We start from the raw sequence: 16,394 nt of genomic DNA, 5'->3' as shown, positions 1-16,394 counted from the left end.
TGTTTGTTATGTTCGATTGCATGCAGTCACTCGCACCCGGCCCCGGAGCCGGAATCCAAGGGCCGCCCCCGTCCGCACGCCTGCGGAACGGGCGGCGGGCCACCTTCGCCTACTTCGCCCTCAACGGCTTCCTCATGGGCATGTGGATCGTGCACATCCCGGTGGTGCGGCAGCACACCGGCGCCGACCACGCCCTCCTCGGCTGGCTCCTGCTCCTCCTCGGGGCCGGCGCCTTCGCCGGGATGCGGCTGGCCGGACCGCTCACCGACCGCTTCGGTGCCCAGGTGACCGTCCCTGCCGGCGCCGCCCTGTGCGCCGTCGCCCTGGTGCCGCCCGCCTGGGCGGCCGACGCGCCGGCGCTGGGCGCCGCGCTGCTGCTGCTCGGCTTCGGCAACGGCTGCCTCGACGTCGGCATGAACACGCACGCCGTCCAGGTGGAACGCGGCTACGGGCGCCCCGTCATGTCCGCCTTCCACGCCGTCTTCTCCGTCGGCGGCGCCCTCGCCGCCCTGGCCGGCGCCGCCGCCCTGGGCCTCGGCCTCCCGGCCGCCGCCACCCTCGGGGCCACCGCCCTCGGCGGCCTCCTCCTCGCGCTCCTCGCCGCCCCCGCCCTGCTGGACCCGGAGCCCGCCCGGGCCCCCGCGCCGGACCCCGTCCTGGCCGGCGCCCCGGCCGCGAACCCCGCCCGCCGGGGCTCGCCGCGGGTGCGGACGCTCGCCGTGCTCGCCTTCCTGCTGATGCTCTGCGAGGGCGTCGCCAATGACTGGAGCACGCTCCACCTGGAGGACTCCCTCGGCGCACCCGCCGCCACCGCCGCCCTCGCCTACGGGGCCTTCGCCACCGCCATGACCGCCGGGCGGTTCCTCGCCGACCGGGTGGCGGCGCGCACCGGGCCCGTCGCCGTCCTGCGGTACGGAGCCGCCCTCGCCGCGGCCGGCCTGGCCCTGGCCGTGGCCGCGCCCGGCGTCCCGGCCGCCCTCGCCGGCTGGACCCTCTTCGGCGCCGGCCTCTCCGGCTGCGTCCCGCAGCTCTTCAGCGCCGCCGGCCACGCGGACCCGGCGGCCGCCGGGGCCAACGTCGCCCGGGTCGCGGGCCTGGGCTACCTCGGCATGCTCGCCGGCCCCGCGGTGATCGGCCCGTTGACCCGCCTCGTACCGCTCGGCCCGGCCCTGCTGCTCCCGGTCGCCTGCTGCGCCTTCGCCGCCCTCGCCGCCGGCGCGCTGCGGCCGCGGGACCCGGGCCGGTCTCGGCCGATGGTGTCCGAGAGGTAGCCGCGCAGCGCGCGCTGCACGACCGCATCGGCCCCTCCGAGCGCGGGCAGGGCGCCGGGCAGCCGTGTCGCGGCACCGCCCCGGGGCCGGCGCGGGCCGATAGTGGGGGCTGTGAGCGACTCGGAGCGGGATTCCGGGGACCAGGGCGCCGCCGAGGCGGCCGCCTGGTCCGGGAGTGAGGGAGCGCGGGCCTTCGCCGCGCTGGAGGCGGCCACGGACTGGCTGCTCGGCTACCCGTTCGTCTTCCGGGCCCTGGCCCGGCGGGGGATCGGCGCCGGGGCGGTCCTCGTGGACTACGGATGCGGTCCCGGCAAGGTCGCAGGGCACGCCGCCCGGCAGCTGGGGGCGCGGGTGGTGGGGGTGGACACCTCGCCCGAGATGCTGGCCCTGGCCCGCGCCTCGGACACCGGCGCGGCCGAGTACCACCTGGTCGAGGGCGGCCGGGTGGCCGGCCTGGCGGACGGCGCCGCCGACGCCGTCATGTGCAGCCACGTGCTCGCCTCGCTGCCGGACGAGGAAGCGGTGCTGGGCGTGTTCCGGGAGGTCCGCCGGCTGCTGCGCCCCGGCGGCCCGTTCGTCCTGCTGGCCACCGACCCGGCCTGCACCGGCACGGAGTACGCCTCGCTCCGGATCGGGGAGCCGGGCGCGGTGTACGCGCCGGGCCAGGAGCTGACCGTACGGCTGAGGCGCACCGACGGATCCTGGCAGGAGGTCCGCAACCACGCCTGGCCCGTCGGCCTCCTGCCCGGACTGCTGGAGCGGGCCGGCTTCCGGGACGTGGTCCGGCACCGCCCGACGGTCGCGGAGGCGGGGGAGACGGCGGACCCGGGCCTGGTCGGCAGCCGCCCCTGGGCGGCGGAACGGGAGAGGCCGCCGCTGGTGGTCACCACGGCCGTGGCCGCCTGAACCGGAACGGGCGGCGGCCTGCGACGCACGATCCGAACACCCTTATGTCGGGCAATAGTTCGACTTCACGGGAATCAAGTCGAAAGTCAGACAATCCTGTGACTCGTGTGGCAGCCTGCTGCGCACGGCAGGGGGTGCGAAGGCGCCCGGCCGTGACCGGGGAGGTCACATGCGTGGATCACTGCTGCGTAAATCCCGTGCGGTGCTGACGGGTTCCCTGATGGCGCTCGGCGCCGTCGGCCTGAGCGCCGCTCCGGCCAGCGCCTGGACGGGAGGGAACGTCTGGGTCAACTTCGGCAGCTGGAACTGCCCGGCCGGCGGTTCCGTCGTCGGTGTGTACTGGGGGGTGGACGCCTATTCGAGCGGTCCCGCCTCCGGGGACTGGGGGGACAACGTCATCTACCCGCGCGTCCGGGTGGGGTCGGGGGCGTACAACACCCTGAGCTACCAGACGATGTGCAAGAAGTGGGGCTGGTACACGTACCGCGGTGTGGTGGGCCAGCGGACGCTGACCCCGTACAAGTCGGGCCTGAGCTACACCTACTGACCGACGGCGGCGCCCCCTCCCGTGGCCGGGGGCGCCGCCGCCCGTCGCGACCGGGCCCGGGTCAGCGCCGGAGGATCCGGCGCGAGACGCGGTCGCCCAGGAACTGGGCCGACTGCACCAGCACGATCAGGACCAGCACCGTCACCACCATCACGGACGTGTCGAAGCGCAGGTACCCGTACGTCATGGCCAGGTTGCCCACCCCGCCGCCGCCGACCGTGCCCGCCACCGCGGAGAAGTCGATCAGTGCGACGAGCATGAACGTCAGGCCGAGGACCAGCGGCCCGAGGGCCTCGGGGACCAGCACCGTGAGCAGGATCCGCAGCGGGCCGGCTCCCATCGAACGGGCCGCCTCGACGACGCCCGGTTCCACGGCGAGCAGGTTGGACTCCACGATCCGGGCGATCCCGAAGGTGGCCACGACCGTCATCGGGAAGACCGCGGCATCGGTGCCGATCATGGTGCCGACCACCGCCCGGGTGACGGGGGCGAGGGCAACGATCGCGATGATGAAGGGGACGGGCCGGATGACGTTGATGAACGTACCGAGCACCGCGTGCACGATCCGGTTGGGCAGGACGCCGCCCTTGCGTGTGGCGTAGAGGGCGAGCCCGACGGCGAGGCCGGCCACGCTGGACAGGGCGAGGGTGATCCATGTAGACGGTCTCGCCGGTCGCGTCGACGACCTTCGGCCAGAAGGTGCTCCAGTCGGCCTTCACCGCACACCCGCCTTCCGGCGGCCGGACCGGGCCAGGCCCGCTTCGACGGCCTCGACCGCCGTCCGCTCGCCCCGCAGTTCGATGGTCACGCTGCCCAGCGGGCGCCCGCGGACCTCGCCGACCCCGCCGTGGACGAAGGTGAAGTCGACGCCGTGCTCGCGCAGCAGCGGCGAGAGGCCCTCCATGACCGGCACGCCGTCGACGACCGGCACGGTCACGAGCCGCCCCGGATGGCGGGCCCGCAGCCGCTCCAGGAGCTCGCCGTCCGGTTCGGCGTTCAGCGCCGAGCGGACGAAGGCGGCCGTGGTGGGGTGCTGCGGGCGCGCGAAGACCTCGTACACCTCGCCCGTCTCGACCACGCGGCCGTCCTCCATGACCGCCACCCGGTCGCAGAGGCCGCGTACGACCTCCATCTCGTGGGTGATCAGGACGATGGTGACGCCCAGTTCGCGGTTGACCCGGCGGAGCAGGGCCAGTACCTCGCCCGTCGTCTGCGGGTCGAGCGCGGACGTGGCCTCGTCGCACAGCAGCACCTTGGGGCGGGTGGCGAGGGCGCGGGCGATGCCGACCCGCTGCCGCTGCCCGCCCGAGAGCTGTTCGGGGTAGCGCTTGCCGTGCCCGGAGAGCCCGACGAACTCCAGCGTCTCCTCGGCGCGTGCCCGGGCGTCGGCCCGGCTCAGGCCGGCCAGCCGCAGCGGGTAGAGGACGTTGCCGAGGACGGTGCGGGAGCGGAAGAGGTTGAACTGCTGGAAGATCATGCCGATCTCCCGGCGTACGGGCCGCAGTCCGCGCTCGCCGAGGGCGGCCAGGTCGTGCCCGTCGACCAGGACGCTGCCCGAGGTGGGCTCCTCCAGACCGTTGACCAGGCGCAGCAGGGTGGACTTGCCGGCGCCGCTGTGGCCGACGACCCCGAAGACGGTGCCCGGGCCCACGGTGAGGCTGACGTCGTCGACGGCGACGGCCCCGCCCGGGAACTCCTTGCGGACGGCGCGGAACTCGACCGCGGGACGGTCGGGGGCCTCGGGACGGTCGGCGGCCGCAGGGCGGTCGGCGGCCGCCGGGCCGGGGGCTGCGGCGGTCACTTCGCCAGCTGCTTGGTGATGCGGGCCAGTTCGGCCTGGAGCTCCGGGGCGGGCAGGTCGATGTGGTGGGCGGTGCCGTTGCTGGTGCGGCGGACCTCGTCCTGGACGGCCTGGGAGGCGTACAGCTTCACGATCTTCGCGTAGTCCGGGTCGTCCTTGCGGTCCGCGCGGGCCGCGATGACGTTGAGGTACGGGACGGACTGCGGGCTCGCCGGGTCGTCCTTGAACAGGGCGGTCTTGGCGTCGATGCCGGCGAGTTCGGCGACCCCGTCGTTGATGACCGCGGCGTCCGCGTCCTTGAGGGTGCGCGGGGTCTGCTGGGCGTTCACCGGGGTGATCTTGATGTGCTTGGGGTTGGCGGTGATGTCGTCGGGGGTGGCGAAGAGCCCGGCGTCCTTCTTCAGCTCGATGACCTTGGCCTGTTCCAGGACGCGCAGTCCGCGGCCCTGGTTGGCGGGGTCGTTGGGCAGGGTGACCGAGGCCCCGTCGGGGAGGTCGGCGAGCTGCTTGTGCTTGCCGGAGTAGAGGCCGAGCGGCACGACCGTGGTCGCGGCGACGGGGGCGATGTCGGTCTTGTTCTCGGTGTTGGACTGGGCGAGGAAGACCAGGTGCTGGAAGGCGTTGAGCTCGATGTCGCCCGCGCTGAGGGCCTTGTTGGGCAGCGAGTAGTCGTCGAAGACCACCGTCTCGACGGTGAGGCCCTCCTTCTTGGCCTCCTTGGCGAGGACGTCCCACTCGGGGGAGTCCCCCGAGACGCCGACGCGGATGCGCTTGCCGTCCGAGCCCCCGAACCCGCAGCCGGAGACGAGCAGCGCGAGGGCGGTCGCGGTGGTGGTGAGGGCGAGGGCGGTGCGGCGGCGGCGCAGTGGGGCAGCAGACATCGTGGATCCAGAGGTAGAAGAACGCGTCAAGCGAGGTACCTCTGAACAGTAGGCAGAGATCTGCATTTCATCTTGATATGAAAGATCGTATTCACGATCCTGCAATGAATGAAAGGTTCAGGGGGCGGGTGGGTAGTACTCGCCGAGCACCGCGCCGAAGAGAGTCGACACGTCGCGGGCGCTCAGCCCCTGCTCGCGGGCCTCGTGCATCCACTCCCCGAGCCCCGTGCGCAGCGGGGACTCCGGCGCCGTCTGCGGGGTGGCCAGCGAGCGGGTGATGAAGGTGCCGGAGCCCTGACGGACCTCGACGAGGCCGGAACGCTCCAGCTCGCGGTAGGCCTTGAGCGTGGTGTTGGGGTTGACCTTCGTGGTGGCGGCGACCTGCGCCGCGGTCGGCAGCTTGTCGCCCTCGGCCAGCGCCCCCATCCGCAGGGCCTGTTCCACCTGCTGCACGATCTGGAGGTATGCGGGCAGGCCGCTGCGGCGTTCGATGCGAAACACGACCACGGTGCCCGCCTCCTTGCTGCTTCTCGGTCTCGGTTCCGGTCCCGGTCCTTCGGGGTTCCGGGGTGACGTTCCAGCCTAGGCCGTCCGCGGGGGGTGTGGTGCGGCTCAGAGCGCCGAGTGCCGCGTCCACCGCAGGAACGCGCCCACCAGCAGTGCGGTCAGCCCGAGGAACATCCCGGCTGCGGTCCACTGCATGCCCGCCATCTGGTCGGGGCCGAAGTACTCCCAGACCGAGTTGACGATGCCCAGCGAGGCCCTGCACCCCTCCGGCGAACCGTCGTGCACGCAGGTCCCCCAGCCGTAGAGCTTGCCGGAGGCGGTCCCGACCCACTGGTCCACCTGCACCACGTGGTCGAGCGCGGCCGGCTGGGGGGAATCCAGCGGATAGGCGAGCGTGCGGGGGGTGGCGAGCCGCTCGCGGAGCAGCTCCGCCGCGCGGAGGGCGGTGTACGAGGCGAAGAAGGTGGCCACCATGGCCGGCAGCGACCGGCGGACCAGCGCGCCGATCGTGATGCCGAGCGCGGTGCAGAACAGGGCCGAGGCCACCAGGACCGGTCCCGTGGCCCCGAACACCGGGCCGGTCAGCCAGTTCCGGGGGGCGATCGGGTCGACGGAGTCCAGCCACCAGGAGTAGAGCAGGCTCAGGACCGCCGACGGCACCGCCGCCAGCGCCAGGGCGAAGCACAGCTTCCACAGCAGCCAGCGGCCGCGCGGTACGGACTGGGTGGCGATCAGCCGGGCCGTCCCGTGCTCCCGGTCGGCGGAGATCAGCGGGGCGCCGAGCAGGACGCCGAACAGCACGGGGAGGAAGGTGAGCGTGCTGCCGAAGGAGTCCAGGTCGTTGGCGGCCCGGCTGTGGGCGGCCTGGTCGACGGTGCGGGGGGAGCCGGCGGGCCAGCCGGCGGCGTGCAGGGCGTCCAGCATCGCGGTGCGCTGGTAGAGGATCCAGGCCGCTCCGGCGACCGTCAGGGCGGCGCAGACGATCAGGGCGGTGCGGTGCTGGCGCGCCATGAGCCAGGCGAGCCCGCGCAGCCGGCGCGGTCGCGCCGTGGCGGGGGCGGGGGCGGGGGCGGACGGTGCGCTCATGCCGCGCACTCCTCTCGGTGCAGCGGGGCGGCGGTGGGGGAGAGCAGCGCGGGGGCCCCGGGGGAGCGGAGGTAGGCGAGCAGTACTTCCTCCATGCTGGGTTCCGCCTGCTGCCACGCCCCGTCCAGCGGGCCCTGGCGCCGCAGCAGTGCGGTGAAGTGCCGTCCTGAGGTCCGTACTTCGATGACGGTGTGGTCGTTCAGGGCGGCCGGCGGCCCGGTCTCCGTGCTCACACCGCTGACCAGGGTGTGCATGGGGACCAGCTCGTCGGTCTCCCCGCCCATCCGGACCCGGCCGTCGGCGAGCACGAGTACGTAGTCGCACATCGGCTCGATCTCGCTCAGCACGTGGGAGGACATGACGACGGTGGTCCCGTGCTCGGCCGCCTCGGACAGCAGCAGGGCGCCCATCTCGTCGCGGGCCACCGGGTCCAGATCGGCCATCGGCTCGTCCAGCAGCAGCAGGTCGGGGCGCTTGCCGAAGGCCAGCGCGAAGGCCACGCGGGTGCGCTGGCCGCCCGACAGGTCGCCCACGCGGGCGTCCTGCGGGACCATCCCCGCGCGGACGATCCGCTCGGCCACCGCCTGGTCCCAGCCCGGGTTGAGCTCCTGGCCCAGCCGCAGGGTCTGCGCCACCGTGAACCGCTTGAACAGCGGCTTGTCCTGCGCGAGATAGGCCCACAGCGGCATGGAGGCCCGGGAGCCCGCGGGGGTGCCGAAGACCCTCAGGTCGCCGGCCGAGGGCCGGGCGAGGCCGGCCGCCAGGCTCAGCAGCGTGCTCTTGCCCGCCCCGTTCGGCCCCACCAGGGCGGTGACGCGGCCGGCGGGTATCCGGAAGGAGCAGTCCCGCAGCGCCCATCCCCGCCGGTACTTCTTGCCCAGCCCGCGCGCCTCCAGGGCCCAGCGGCCGGCGGCCGCGCCGGAAGTGGTCGTGTCGCGCACAGCCTCCCCCTTCTCAGTCAATCCACTAGATGAGTAATGGAATGATGGGACGAGGGTGCGGCACTGTCAAACGGCGGTGGTCGTGATCAGGCCGGAGCCGGGCCCGGAGCAGCCGGGGCAGTCGGAGCAGCCGGAGCCTCCGGAGCCGACACCTGGTGCAGGCGCAGGGCGAGCTGGAGCTCCAGGGAGCGGTCCGGGGACTGCCAGTCGGGGCCGAGGAGCCGGCCGATGCGGTCGAGGCGCTGCACCACGGTGTTCACGTGGACGTGCAGGGCCTCCTTCGCCCGCGCCTGGCTCATGCCCGTCGCGAAGTAGACGCGCAGCGTCCCCACGAGGTCGCTGCCGCGCCGGGCGTCGTAGTCCAGCACCGGCCCGAGCACGGTCCGTACGAAGCCCGACAGGTCGGCCCGGTCGCCCAGCAGCACCCCGAGGAACCCGAGGTCCGCCAGCGTGCTCCCGTCGCCCGCCCGGCCCAGCGCGCGCAGCGTCGACAGGCAGCGCAGCGCCTCCGCGTGCGCGGCGTGCGGCCCGCCCGCCCCGTCGCCGGCCCGCGCCGCCCCCACCGTGACCGGCGCGCCCACGCTCCGCCCGAGGGCCGCGGCGAGCCGGGCCGCGTCGACGCCGGCCGCCTCCGAGGGGGCCAGCAGCACGGCGTGGTCGTGGTGGACCCCGGCCAGCCCCCGGCGCTCGCGGGCGTGGTGCGCGGCGGCCGTGAGCAGGCGCGGCCGGGGGACGGTGTCGCTGTGCAGGACGAAGAGGGCGTGCGGGCGGTCCAGGTCCACGCCCAGCCGGCGGGCCCGCACGGCCAGGCTCCCCGGATCGGCGGACGGGCTCAGCAGGTCCCCGAGCAGCTCCCCGCGGATCCGGTCCTCGGTCTGCGCCACCGAACGGCCCAGGAGCAGCAGCAGGGCCGTGACCGTCGCCGCACGCTCGAACAGGCGCCGCCCGGCCTCGTCCAGGCCGGGGCGGCCGGTCAGCGTGATGCTGCCCAGGAGTTCGGGACCCGCCAGCACGGCGCACACCCAGGTGCCGCCCTCCGCGACGGCCCGGCCGCCGGCCCGGGAGGCGGCCACGGCCCCGGCCGGGGGCGGGCAGGGCCCGGCCTGCGTGCGGGCCAGCTCCCTGCCGTCGGGGTCGTGGACCAGGGTGCCGCCCTCCAGCAGCGCGCCGATCGCGGCCGCCACCTCGGCGACGCCGCCGCCGCGCAGGACGAGCCCCGTCAGCCGGTCGTGCGCCCGCTCGGCCCGGCGCAGCGCGTCGCTGTTCTCCTGGATGGTGCGGGACGCGGCGCCCAGTTCGGCCAGCGCCCGGCGGGTCTCCTCCAGCAGCCGGGCCCCGTCGATGGCGATGGCGGCGTGGTCGGCCAGCGAGGACAGCAGCGCCACCTCGCGCGGGCCGAACTCGCGCGGGCTGCGGTCGGCGGCGAAGAGCACCCCGATCACCTTCGGCCCCAGCCGCAGCGGGACGCCGAGGATGGCGTGCAGGTCCTCCTCGCCGACGGCGCTGTCGATGGGGCCGGTGTGCTGGAAGCGCGGGTCGCGCTGGTAGTTCCCGGTGGCGTACGGGCGGGCCGTCTGCGCGACGAGCCCGCCGAGCCCCTCGCCCATGCCCAGCCGCAGCTGCTGGAACGCCGCCGACACGGACCCCTCGGTCACCCGCATGTAGGTGTCGCCCGCCGCCTCGTCGATCAGCGACAGGTACGTGACGTCCGTGTGCAGCAGCTGCTTGGCCCGGTGCGTGATGGCCCGCAGCACCGCGTCCAGGTCGCGCAGCGCGGCCAGGTCCCCGGCGGTGTCGAACAGCGCGGTCAGCTCCGCCTCGCGGGTGCGGTGCCGGCCCAGCGTCCGGTGGACCTCCAGCGCCACCCCCGTCGCCTCGTCCAGCGCGGTCAGTTCGGCCCCGGAGGCCCCGGCGGCGCGCGCGGCCGCCGCGGGCCGGGCGAACTCCTCCGCCGGCGCCCCCTGGGCCAGCAGCCCGAGCAGCTCCCGTATGCCTTCCGTCACGGTGGTCACGCCGGTGAGCATACGGGCGCGGCCCCGTTCAGCCCTTGACGGGGACGGCCGCGGCCGGCTGCGGGACCCGCTCCAGGCTGCGGCCGCGGGTCTCCCGGGCGACGAGCGCGGTCGCCGTCGTGATCAGCGCGGCCGCGCAGAGGTAGACGGAGACCGGCACGGAGGACCCGTACTCCTTCAGCAGTTCCACGGCGATGATCGGCGCGAGGGCGCCGCCGATGATGGAGGCGACCTGCGAGCCCATGGAAGCCCCCGAGTAGCGGACGCGGGTGTCGAACATCTCCGAGATGAACGCCGCCTGGGGCCCGTACATCGCCCCGTGCAGCAGCAGCCCGGCCGTCACGGCGGCGGCGATCACCGGGAAGGACCGCGAGTCCAGCAGGGCGAAGAAGGCGAACGCCCAGCCCGCCATCCCGACCGACCCCACCAGGGTCACCGCACGCCGCCCGATCCGGTCCGACAGCGCGCCCCACAGCGGGATCGTCACGAAGTGCACCGCCGAGCCGATGAGCACGGCGTTCAACGCGTCCCCCTTGGGCAGGTGCAGGTGCACGGTGACGTACACCAGCAGAAAGGCCGTCAGCACGTAATAGGACACGTTCTCCCCGATCCGCACCCCGATCGCGGTGAGCACCCCGCGCCGGCCCGACCGCAGCACCTCCACCACCGGCGGCCGCTGCCGCACCCCGGCCGCCTCCTCGGCCTCGGCCCGGGCCCGCGCCTCCAGGAACGCGGGCGACTCCGACACCGAGACCCGTATCCACAGCCCGACCACCACCAGCACCCCCGACAGCAGGAACGGCACCCGCCACCCCCACGCCAGGAACGCCTCGTCGGACTGGACGGCGGCCAGCAGCGCCAGCACCCCGGTGGCCAGCAGGTTCCCCCCGGGCGCACCGGCCTGCGGCCAGGAGGCCCAGAACCCCCGGTGCCGCTCGTCCCCGTGCTCGGCGACGAGCAGCACCGCCCCGCCCCACTCACCCCCGAGCGCGAACCCCTGCACCAGCCGCAACACGGTCAACAGCACGGGCGCGGCCCCGCCGACGGCGGCGTGCGTCGGCAGCAACCCGATCGCGAAGGTGGCCCCGCCCATCATCAACAGGCTCACCACGAGCAACCGCTTCCGCCCGATCCGGTCCCCGTAATGCCCGAACACCACCCCGCCGAGCGGCCGCGCGGCGAAGCCGACGGCGTAGGTGAGGAACGCGAGGAGGGTCCCGACGAGGGGGTCGCTGGCGGGGAAGAACAGCGTGTTGAACACCAGGGCGGCGGCGGAGCCGTAGAGGAAGAAGTCGTACCACTCGATGGTGGTCCCGACGAGACTGGCGGCGACGATCCTGCGTATGCCGGACGGACTCGTTCTGCTCGCTGCGGGGGAGGCCATGTGCACCACTTCCAGGGGGTCTGCGGGGACGTCGGGTGTCGCCACAACGTAGAAGTCCCCAGCTCAGCGGCATATGTGGCGGGCCATCACAATCGTGGCATGTCCTGTGTGCCCAGCCGCCATACGACCCCTGATGGCTCATTCCCGCACCCGGAATTACCTCCTCCGAATCGCGCCGGATTTGCAGAATTCCGCCCGTTTTGGAGGGTCGGATGACTGGGTGCTGGTCGCCCCCTGTGCGCTGACGCCGTCGGAGCGGGCCTTCGTCAAGGACCTCGGTGCGGGAGTCAGGCGACCCGGCATCCGTGTCCTGGACCGGGCCTGGCTGGACGACAAGCCGGCCCTTCACGCGGACTTGGGGAGCGCGTTCATCCGGGACGGTCTGCGGGAGGCGGCCCGCGACTACAGGGCGGAACTGGCCTTCCTGAGGGCTGTCCCATAACTGGGCGGTGCCCCCTTGCCGATCCCGGATCGGACCGTGTCGGTGGCTGGTGACAGGATCGACGCCACATCGACTCCCAGGGCTGCGGAACAGACCGTTCGATTATGCCGGTTGCCCCTCAGCGGTCCGGTGCGGGATTCCAGGCGAGGTCAAACGAGGCGAAGCGGACGCGGGAGCTGCCGGTAGGCGGGTGCCTGCGTCCTTACGTTTTGTCGTGCTCGTCCTGGTCCTGCGCGACGCGACCCGGGAGGAGGGGGGCTACCAGCGGCTCATGTATTCCGTGGACCCGGCTCTGGTGGACCGCGCGGACGCGACCACCGCGGCCGCACGACCGGCGACGTCGCCTACGCTCTCGGCGCGTACGGCGCGCTCGTCAGGGACGGGCCCCCGCACCCCGGGCGCCCGGGGTGCGGGGGACGCCTCAGGCGAGGCTCGTCAGGAGCTCCGCGAAAGCCTGCGGCCGGCTGAAGTAGCCGACGTGCGAGGCGTTGAGGGTGTGCACGTCGAAGGGATGGTGCGGGGTCAGAGCGTCCGCCGCGCGGATCATGTGGTCCTGGACTGCCAGGGGCAGGCTCCGGTCGGCGGAGAACCGGACGTAGGTGTGCGGCACCCGTCCCCACGCATCGGCCCGGACCAACGCGCCGGGCGCCATCGCCGCGTAGGTCTCGTCCGGATCCAGGGAGTCGAGCAGCAGCCGGAACTGGTGGTCGGTCGAGTCGGCCATGACGGCGGCTTTCAACGCGGCGAACACGTCCGGATCGGCGTGGGCGGCCCGCCAGTTCAGCCGGACCACACCCGGATCGCGCGCGCCCGGTACGGCGATCCGGGCCACTGCGGCGTCCAGCAGGTTGTCGTCGACCACGTCCCACGCCTCGGCAAGCATGGCCGGATCGCTGAGGCAAAGAGCGGAGAGGTAGACCACCCGGTCGAGCAGCTCCGGTACGGCGTTGGCGACGGCGCTGATCGTCAGACCGCCGAGGCTGTTGCCGACCAGCACGATCTGCCCCGACGCCGCGAGCCGCCGCAGTGTGTCCACCACGTGGCGCACGTTGTCCTCCAGGGTGACACCGCGCACCGCGGAGGGCGCGGCGGCGAGTGCCGTGACGTCCTGGGGTTGCCGGTAGTAGGCGGCGGGGGTGTCGGCGAGGTCGCCGTGACCGGGCAGGTCGACGGCGTGCGAACGGTGGCCGCGCAAGGCCAGCTCGTTCTGCAACGGGCCCCAGGCCCGGGCGTTGCTGGAGCCGCCGTGAACGAATACGAAAGTGGGGCGCGAGTCTGCGCGCATGGTGGAGATCCTCGTCATCCTGAGGTGAACGGTGGACGTGGGACCCGGTGTCGGCGACTGCCGACACCACGGTCAGCGCGTCGACCGGGTGCGCAGGGCCTGCCAGTTGTGGATGACGGAACACATGCGAACGACCGTAGCAGTCGTCTCCGCACCGCGCACGGCTGTTTCATGTCTGGTCAGCCCGCCGGGCGCGGTAGGGCAGCCAGCCACGCCCCGGCCGGTGCCTGCCTGCGCCACCTCCGGCACCGCCACGCGCCGGACCGGCCTGTTCGCCTCGCCTCACTGGCACGACCCACGGTCGTCCTCGTCCACGGGGCCGTCCGGGCGGGGAACCGGGGAGGTCGGCCACACGGTCGTGTCCTTGACCAGGTCCACTCGCCACTGAACCTGACGGATGGCAGCGATCAGCATCGCCCACAGGACGAGGGGGCGGACCAGATCAACTGAGACGAGGTTCGGCATCCCCCAGATCCGGACCGCATCGGATGGGAAACCGACTCGCAGGGCGTCAGACGAACCGGTCGCCGCAGGTCACAGCCGCACCGCCAAGCCGGATCCCCTGAGACGGGACAGCTCGTGCGGCGACCGTCGTATGCCTCCCCGGATACCCCCCCAGGTATCTCTGTTACGGTGGATTCAGATACCCCGGGGGGTAATCGTGCCGTGAGGGAGAGTGTGCCGTGTTCTTTGCCGACATCCTGGAGACCGCAAGTCTGGGAAACCGGAGCTATCTGGCGGGCGGGGCCCGGGCGGCGGTGGTGGTTGATCCGCCGCGGGACATTGACCGGGTGATCGCGGCAGCGGTCCGGCGTGGGGTCAGGATTGTGGCGGTCGCGGAGACGCACGTGCACAACGACTACGTCACCGGTGGTCTGGAGCTGGCCCGGCTGACCGGCGCCCGGTACCTGGTGCCCGCCGGGGCGTCGGTGGCGTACACGCGGGTGGCGGTGGCCGACGGTGATGCCGAGGAGATCGACGAGGGCCTGGTGCTGCGGGCCGTGGCCACTCCCGGTCACACCCCGCACCACACCTCCTACGTGCTGGAGCAGGACGGGCGGCCGGTCGCCGCGTTCACCGGCGGCTCGCTGCTGATCGGCAGCGTGGGCCGCCCCGACCTGGTGGAGCCGCGGTTGACCGCGCGGCTGGCCCGGGCCCAGCACGCCTCCGCGCACCGGCTCGCCGCCGAGCTGGCCGACGACGTGGCGGTCATGCCGACGCACGGGTTCGGCAGCTTCTGCTCCGCCGGCCGGGCCGACGGCGACCACAGCACCATCGGTGCGGAGAAGTCGTCCAACCCGGCGCTGCTGAAGGACGTGGAGACGTTCGTCGAGGAGCTGCTGGCCGGTCTGGACGATGTTCCGGCCTACTACGCGCACATGGGCCCGGCCAACGCCGCAGGCCCTGCCCCGGTGGACCTGACCGCGCCGGAGCGTGCTGACGCTGGGGAGATCTCCCGCCGCCTGGCGGCCGGAGAGTGGGTCGTGGACCTGCGCAGCCGTCTGGCGTTCTCGGAGGGCCATGTGGCGGGTTCGTTCAATTTCGAGGTCGAGGGCCGGCTGGCCACCTACCTGGCGTGGATGATGCCGTGGGGAAAGCCGGTCACCCTGCTCGCGGAGACCGCCGAGGACATCGCCCGTGCCCAGCGCGAGCTGGCCCGGGTCGGCATCGACCGCCCGGCCGCCGCGGCTGTCGGCTTTCCGGCCGACTGGACCGGCGATGCGCCGCTCGCGTCGTTCCCGCGGGCGACGTTCGCCGACCTGGCCGCCGCACGTGCCCGGGGCGTGGAGCTGGTGGTGCTGGACGTCCGCCGGGACGGCGAGCGGGCCGACGGTTGGATCGAGGGCAGCGTCCACATCCCGATCCACCAGGTCCATCAGCGGCTGGACGAGGTGCCCGCCGGGACCGTGTGGGTGCACTGCGCGGGCGGCATGCGCGCGGCGATCGCCGCCTCCGTCCTGGACGCCGGCGGACGTGACGTCGTCGCCGTCGACGACGGCTACGCCGCGGCCGCCGACGCGGGCCTCACCCTCGTCACGCCCGCCCAGCACTGACCGGACCACCCGACCACCGGCCACTCGGCTCGGCCCGAGGTCACAGGCATCAGAGGAAGCACCATGCTCTTGCCCCAGAGCGGCCCCGGCCGCATCACGCCGGCGCAGGCCCACCGCGCCGTCGAGGACGGCTCCGCACAGCTCGCCGACGTCCGTGAGGAGGACGAATTCCGGGCCGGTCACGCGCCCGGGGCAATGTTCTGGCCGCTGTCGCGGCTGGTCGAGGACGCGGGCCTGCCCGGCCGCGAGAACGGCCGTGCCCTGGTGCTGATCTGCCGCTCCGGGAACCGCTCCCGGCAAGCCGCACGCCTGCTCGCCGAACGTGGTGTCGCGGCGGTCGACGTCACCGGCGGGATGTGCGCCTGGGCAGATCAGGGCCTGCCTGTCCAAGACGTGTACGGGGCAGCGGGCACCGTCATATGACCGAGTTCGTGCTCGCGCTGCTCGCCGGGGCACTGGTCGGTCTTGCCCTCGGCTCCCTCGGGGCGGGCGGCAGCATCCTGACCGTACCCGCCCTGATCTACCTGCTCGGCTTCAGCCCGGCCGAGGCCACCACCGCCAGCCTGATCATCGTGATCGCCACCTCGCTCACCGCGCTGCTGGCTCACGCCCGGGCGGGAACGGTGCGCTGGCGAGCCGGTCTCCTGTTCGCCGCGGCCGGCCTGCTGCCGGCAGCGGCGGCCGGCCTGCTGTCCGCACACATTCCCGCCGCCGCGCTGACCCTGGCATTCGCCGTCCTCGCGGTGCTCGCAGGGCTGCGCATGCTGCGTCAGCGGACACCGTTCGAGGGTGCGACGGCGTCGGCGTCGGCGTCGGCGCCCCGCGCAACGGTGGCGGGAGCCGCATTGGGCGCGGTGACCGGGTTCCTGGGAGTCGGCGGCGGCTTCCTCGCCGTCCCCACCCTGGTGGCGGCGCTCGCGGTGCCGATGAGCGCGGCCGTCGGCACCAGCCTGCTGGTCATCATCGCCAACGCCCTGGTCGCCCTCGCAGCCCGCGCGGCCACCCAGGTCGGCATGGACTGGGCCCTGATCATGCCGTTCATTGCGACGGCAGCCCTGGGTGCCTGGGACGGCAAGCGGCTGTCCGCGAAGCTCCAGCCCGCCGTCCTGCAGCGAATCTTCGGCACTCTGCTCCTGGCAGTGGCCGCAGTGATGGCGGTCGGCATCATGCTGTGAAACACCCGTGGGGGGGGGGGGGGGGGGGGGGGGGGGGGGGGGGGGGGGGGGGGGGGGGGGGGGGGGGGGGGGGGGGGGGGGGGGGGGGGGGGGGAGGGGGGG

17 protein-coding genes are annotated in these 16,394 nt (G+C 73.7%); 7 read left to right on the top strand and 10 right to left on the bottom strand.

Annotated features, from left to right (window positions below; all coding sequences use genetic code 11):
- Positions 1–20 precede the first annotated feature (20 nt).
- The 3 genes from AC07A6_RS21350 to AC07A6_RS21340 all read left to right on the top strand — a co-directional run bounded on the left by AC07A6_RS21350 (position 21) and on the right by AC07A6_RS21340 (position 2,724).
- Complete coding sequence (locus AC07A6_RS21350) at positions 21–1,271, top strand: MFS transporter (protein WP_478778124.1); 1,251 nt, start codon at positions 21–23, stop codon at positions 1,269–1,271.
- Between the two features lie 111 nt (positions 1,272–1,382).
- Entirely contained in the window at positions 1,383–2,177 is a 795-nt protein-coding gene (locus AC07A6_RS21345) for a class I SAM-dependent methyltransferase (RefSeq protein WP_478778123.1), read from the top strand.
- A gap of 169 nt (positions 2,178–2,346) precedes the next feature.
- Positions 2,347–2,724 carry a hypothetical protein gene (locus tag AC07A6_RS21340; RefSeq protein ID WP_478778122.1) on the top strand — a complete coding sequence of 126 codons (378 nt, stop codon included), beginning with the start codon at positions 2,347–2,349 and terminating at the stop codon, positions 2,722–2,724.
- Between the two features lie 61 nt (positions 2,725–2,785).
- Here AC07A6_RS21340 and AC07A6_RS21335 read toward each other — a convergent pair whose 3' ends face one another.
- From AC07A6_RS21335 to AC07A6_RS21300, 8 genes are all read right to left on the bottom strand, one after another.
- Positions 2,786–3,355: a methionine ABC transporter permease gene (locus AC07A6_RS21335; protein WP_478778121.1), complete on the bottom strand. Its 570-nt coding sequence runs from the start codon at positions 3,353–3,355 to the stop codon at positions 2,786–2,788.
- An 84-nt stretch (positions 3,356–3,439) separates the two neighbouring features.
- Positions 3,440–4,525: a methionine ABC transporter ATP-binding protein gene (locus AC07A6_RS21330; protein ID WP_478778120.1), complete on the bottom strand. Its 1,086-nt coding sequence runs from the start codon at positions 4,523–4,525 to the stop codon at positions 3,440–3,442.
- Positions 4,522–5,406, bottom strand: a complete 885-nt coding sequence (locus AC07A6_RS21325) for a MetQ/NlpA family ABC transporter substrate-binding protein (protein WP_478778119.1) — start codon at positions 5,404–5,406, stop codon at positions 4,522–4,524. Before AC07A6_RS21325 ends, AC07A6_RS21330 begins: the two co-directional genes overlap by 4 nt.
- Positions 5,407–5,523: 117 nt before the next feature.
- Positions 5,524–5,913: a GntR family transcriptional regulator gene (locus AC07A6_RS21320; RefSeq protein WP_362462355.1), complete on the bottom strand. Its 390-nt coding sequence runs from the start codon at positions 5,911–5,913 to the stop codon at positions 5,524–5,526.
- Positions 5,914–6,018: 105 nt separating this feature from the next.
- A complete protein-coding gene (locus tag AC07A6_RS21315) occupies positions 6,019–6,999 on the bottom strand; it encodes an ABC transporter permease (RefSeq protein WP_478778118.1) in 981 nt (326 codons plus the stop codon).
- On the bottom strand, positions 6,996–7,940 hold the full coding sequence (locus AC07A6_RS21310) for an ABC transporter ATP-binding protein (protein WP_478778117.1): 945 nt from the start codon (positions 7,938–7,940) through the stop codon (positions 6,996–6,998). The genes AC07A6_RS21315 and AC07A6_RS21310 overlap by 4 nt, the downstream gene beginning before the upstream one ends.
- A gap of 86 nt (positions 7,941–8,026) precedes the next feature.
- Positions 8,027–9,964, bottom strand: a complete 1,938-nt coding sequence (locus tag AC07A6_RS21305; RefSeq protein ID WP_478778116.1) for a helix-turn-helix domain-containing protein — start codon at positions 9,962–9,964, stop codon at positions 8,027–8,029.
- 16 nt (positions 9,965–9,980) lie between these two features.
- The gene (locus tag AC07A6_RS21300; RefSeq protein ID WP_478778115.1) at positions 9,981–11,336 is read right to left on the bottom strand and encodes an MFS transporter; all 1,356 of its coding nucleotides are present in this window, start codon (positions 11,334–11,336) and stop codon (positions 9,981–9,983) included.
- A 220-nt stretch (positions 11,337–11,556) separates the two neighbouring features.
- Between AC07A6_RS21300 and AC07A6_RS21295 the strand changes: the two genes are divergently transcribed.
- Positions 11,557–11,778, top strand: coding sequence for a hypothetical protein (locus AC07A6_RS21295; protein ID WP_478778114.1), 222 nt, complete (start codon positions 11,557–11,559; stop codon positions 11,776–11,778).
- Between the two features lie 421 nt (positions 11,779–12,199).
- Here AC07A6_RS21295 and AC07A6_RS21290 read toward each other — a convergent pair whose 3' ends face one another.
- Both AC07A6_RS21290 and AC07A6_RS21285 read right to left on the bottom strand, forming a co-directional pair.
- Positions 12,200–13,063: an alpha/beta fold hydrolase gene (locus AC07A6_RS21290; RefSeq protein ID WP_478778113.1), complete on the bottom strand. Its 864-nt coding sequence runs from the start codon at positions 13,061–13,063 to the stop codon at positions 12,200–12,202.
- A 282-nt stretch (positions 13,064–13,345) separates the two neighbouring features.
- Positions 13,346–13,528, bottom strand: coding sequence for a hypothetical protein (locus AC07A6_RS21285; RefSeq protein WP_478778112.1), 183 nt, complete (start codon positions 13,526–13,528; stop codon positions 13,346–13,348).
- A 218-nt stretch (positions 13,529–13,746) separates the two neighbouring features.
- Here AC07A6_RS21285 and AC07A6_RS21280 point away from each other — a divergent pair, with 218 nt between their 5' ends.
- From AC07A6_RS21280 to AC07A6_RS21270, 3 genes are all read left to right on the top strand, one after another.
- Complete coding sequence (locus tag AC07A6_RS21280) at positions 13,747–15,117, top strand: MBL fold metallo-hydrolase (protein WP_478778111.1); 1,371 nt, start codon at positions 13,747–13,749, stop codon at positions 15,115–15,117.
- Between the two features lie 63 nt (positions 15,118–15,180).
- The gene (locus AC07A6_RS21275) at positions 15,181–15,540 is read left to right on the top strand and encodes a rhodanese-like domain-containing protein (RefSeq protein ID WP_478778110.1); all 360 of its coding nucleotides are present in this window, start codon (positions 15,181–15,183) and stop codon (positions 15,538–15,540) included.
- Positions 15,537–16,292, top strand: a complete 756-nt coding sequence (locus AC07A6_RS21270) for a sulfite exporter TauE/SafE family protein (RefSeq protein WP_478778109.1) — start codon at positions 15,537–15,539, stop codon at positions 16,290–16,292. Before AC07A6_RS21275 ends, AC07A6_RS21270 begins: the two co-directional genes overlap by 4 nt.
- Positions 16,293–16,394 lie beyond the last annotated feature (102 nt).

This window comes from Streptomyces sp. NPDC044002, from assembly GCF_056434525.1.
Note: the sequence above shows the minus strand (reverse complement) of the source record. Positions and strands in the feature narration are given on the sequence as shown.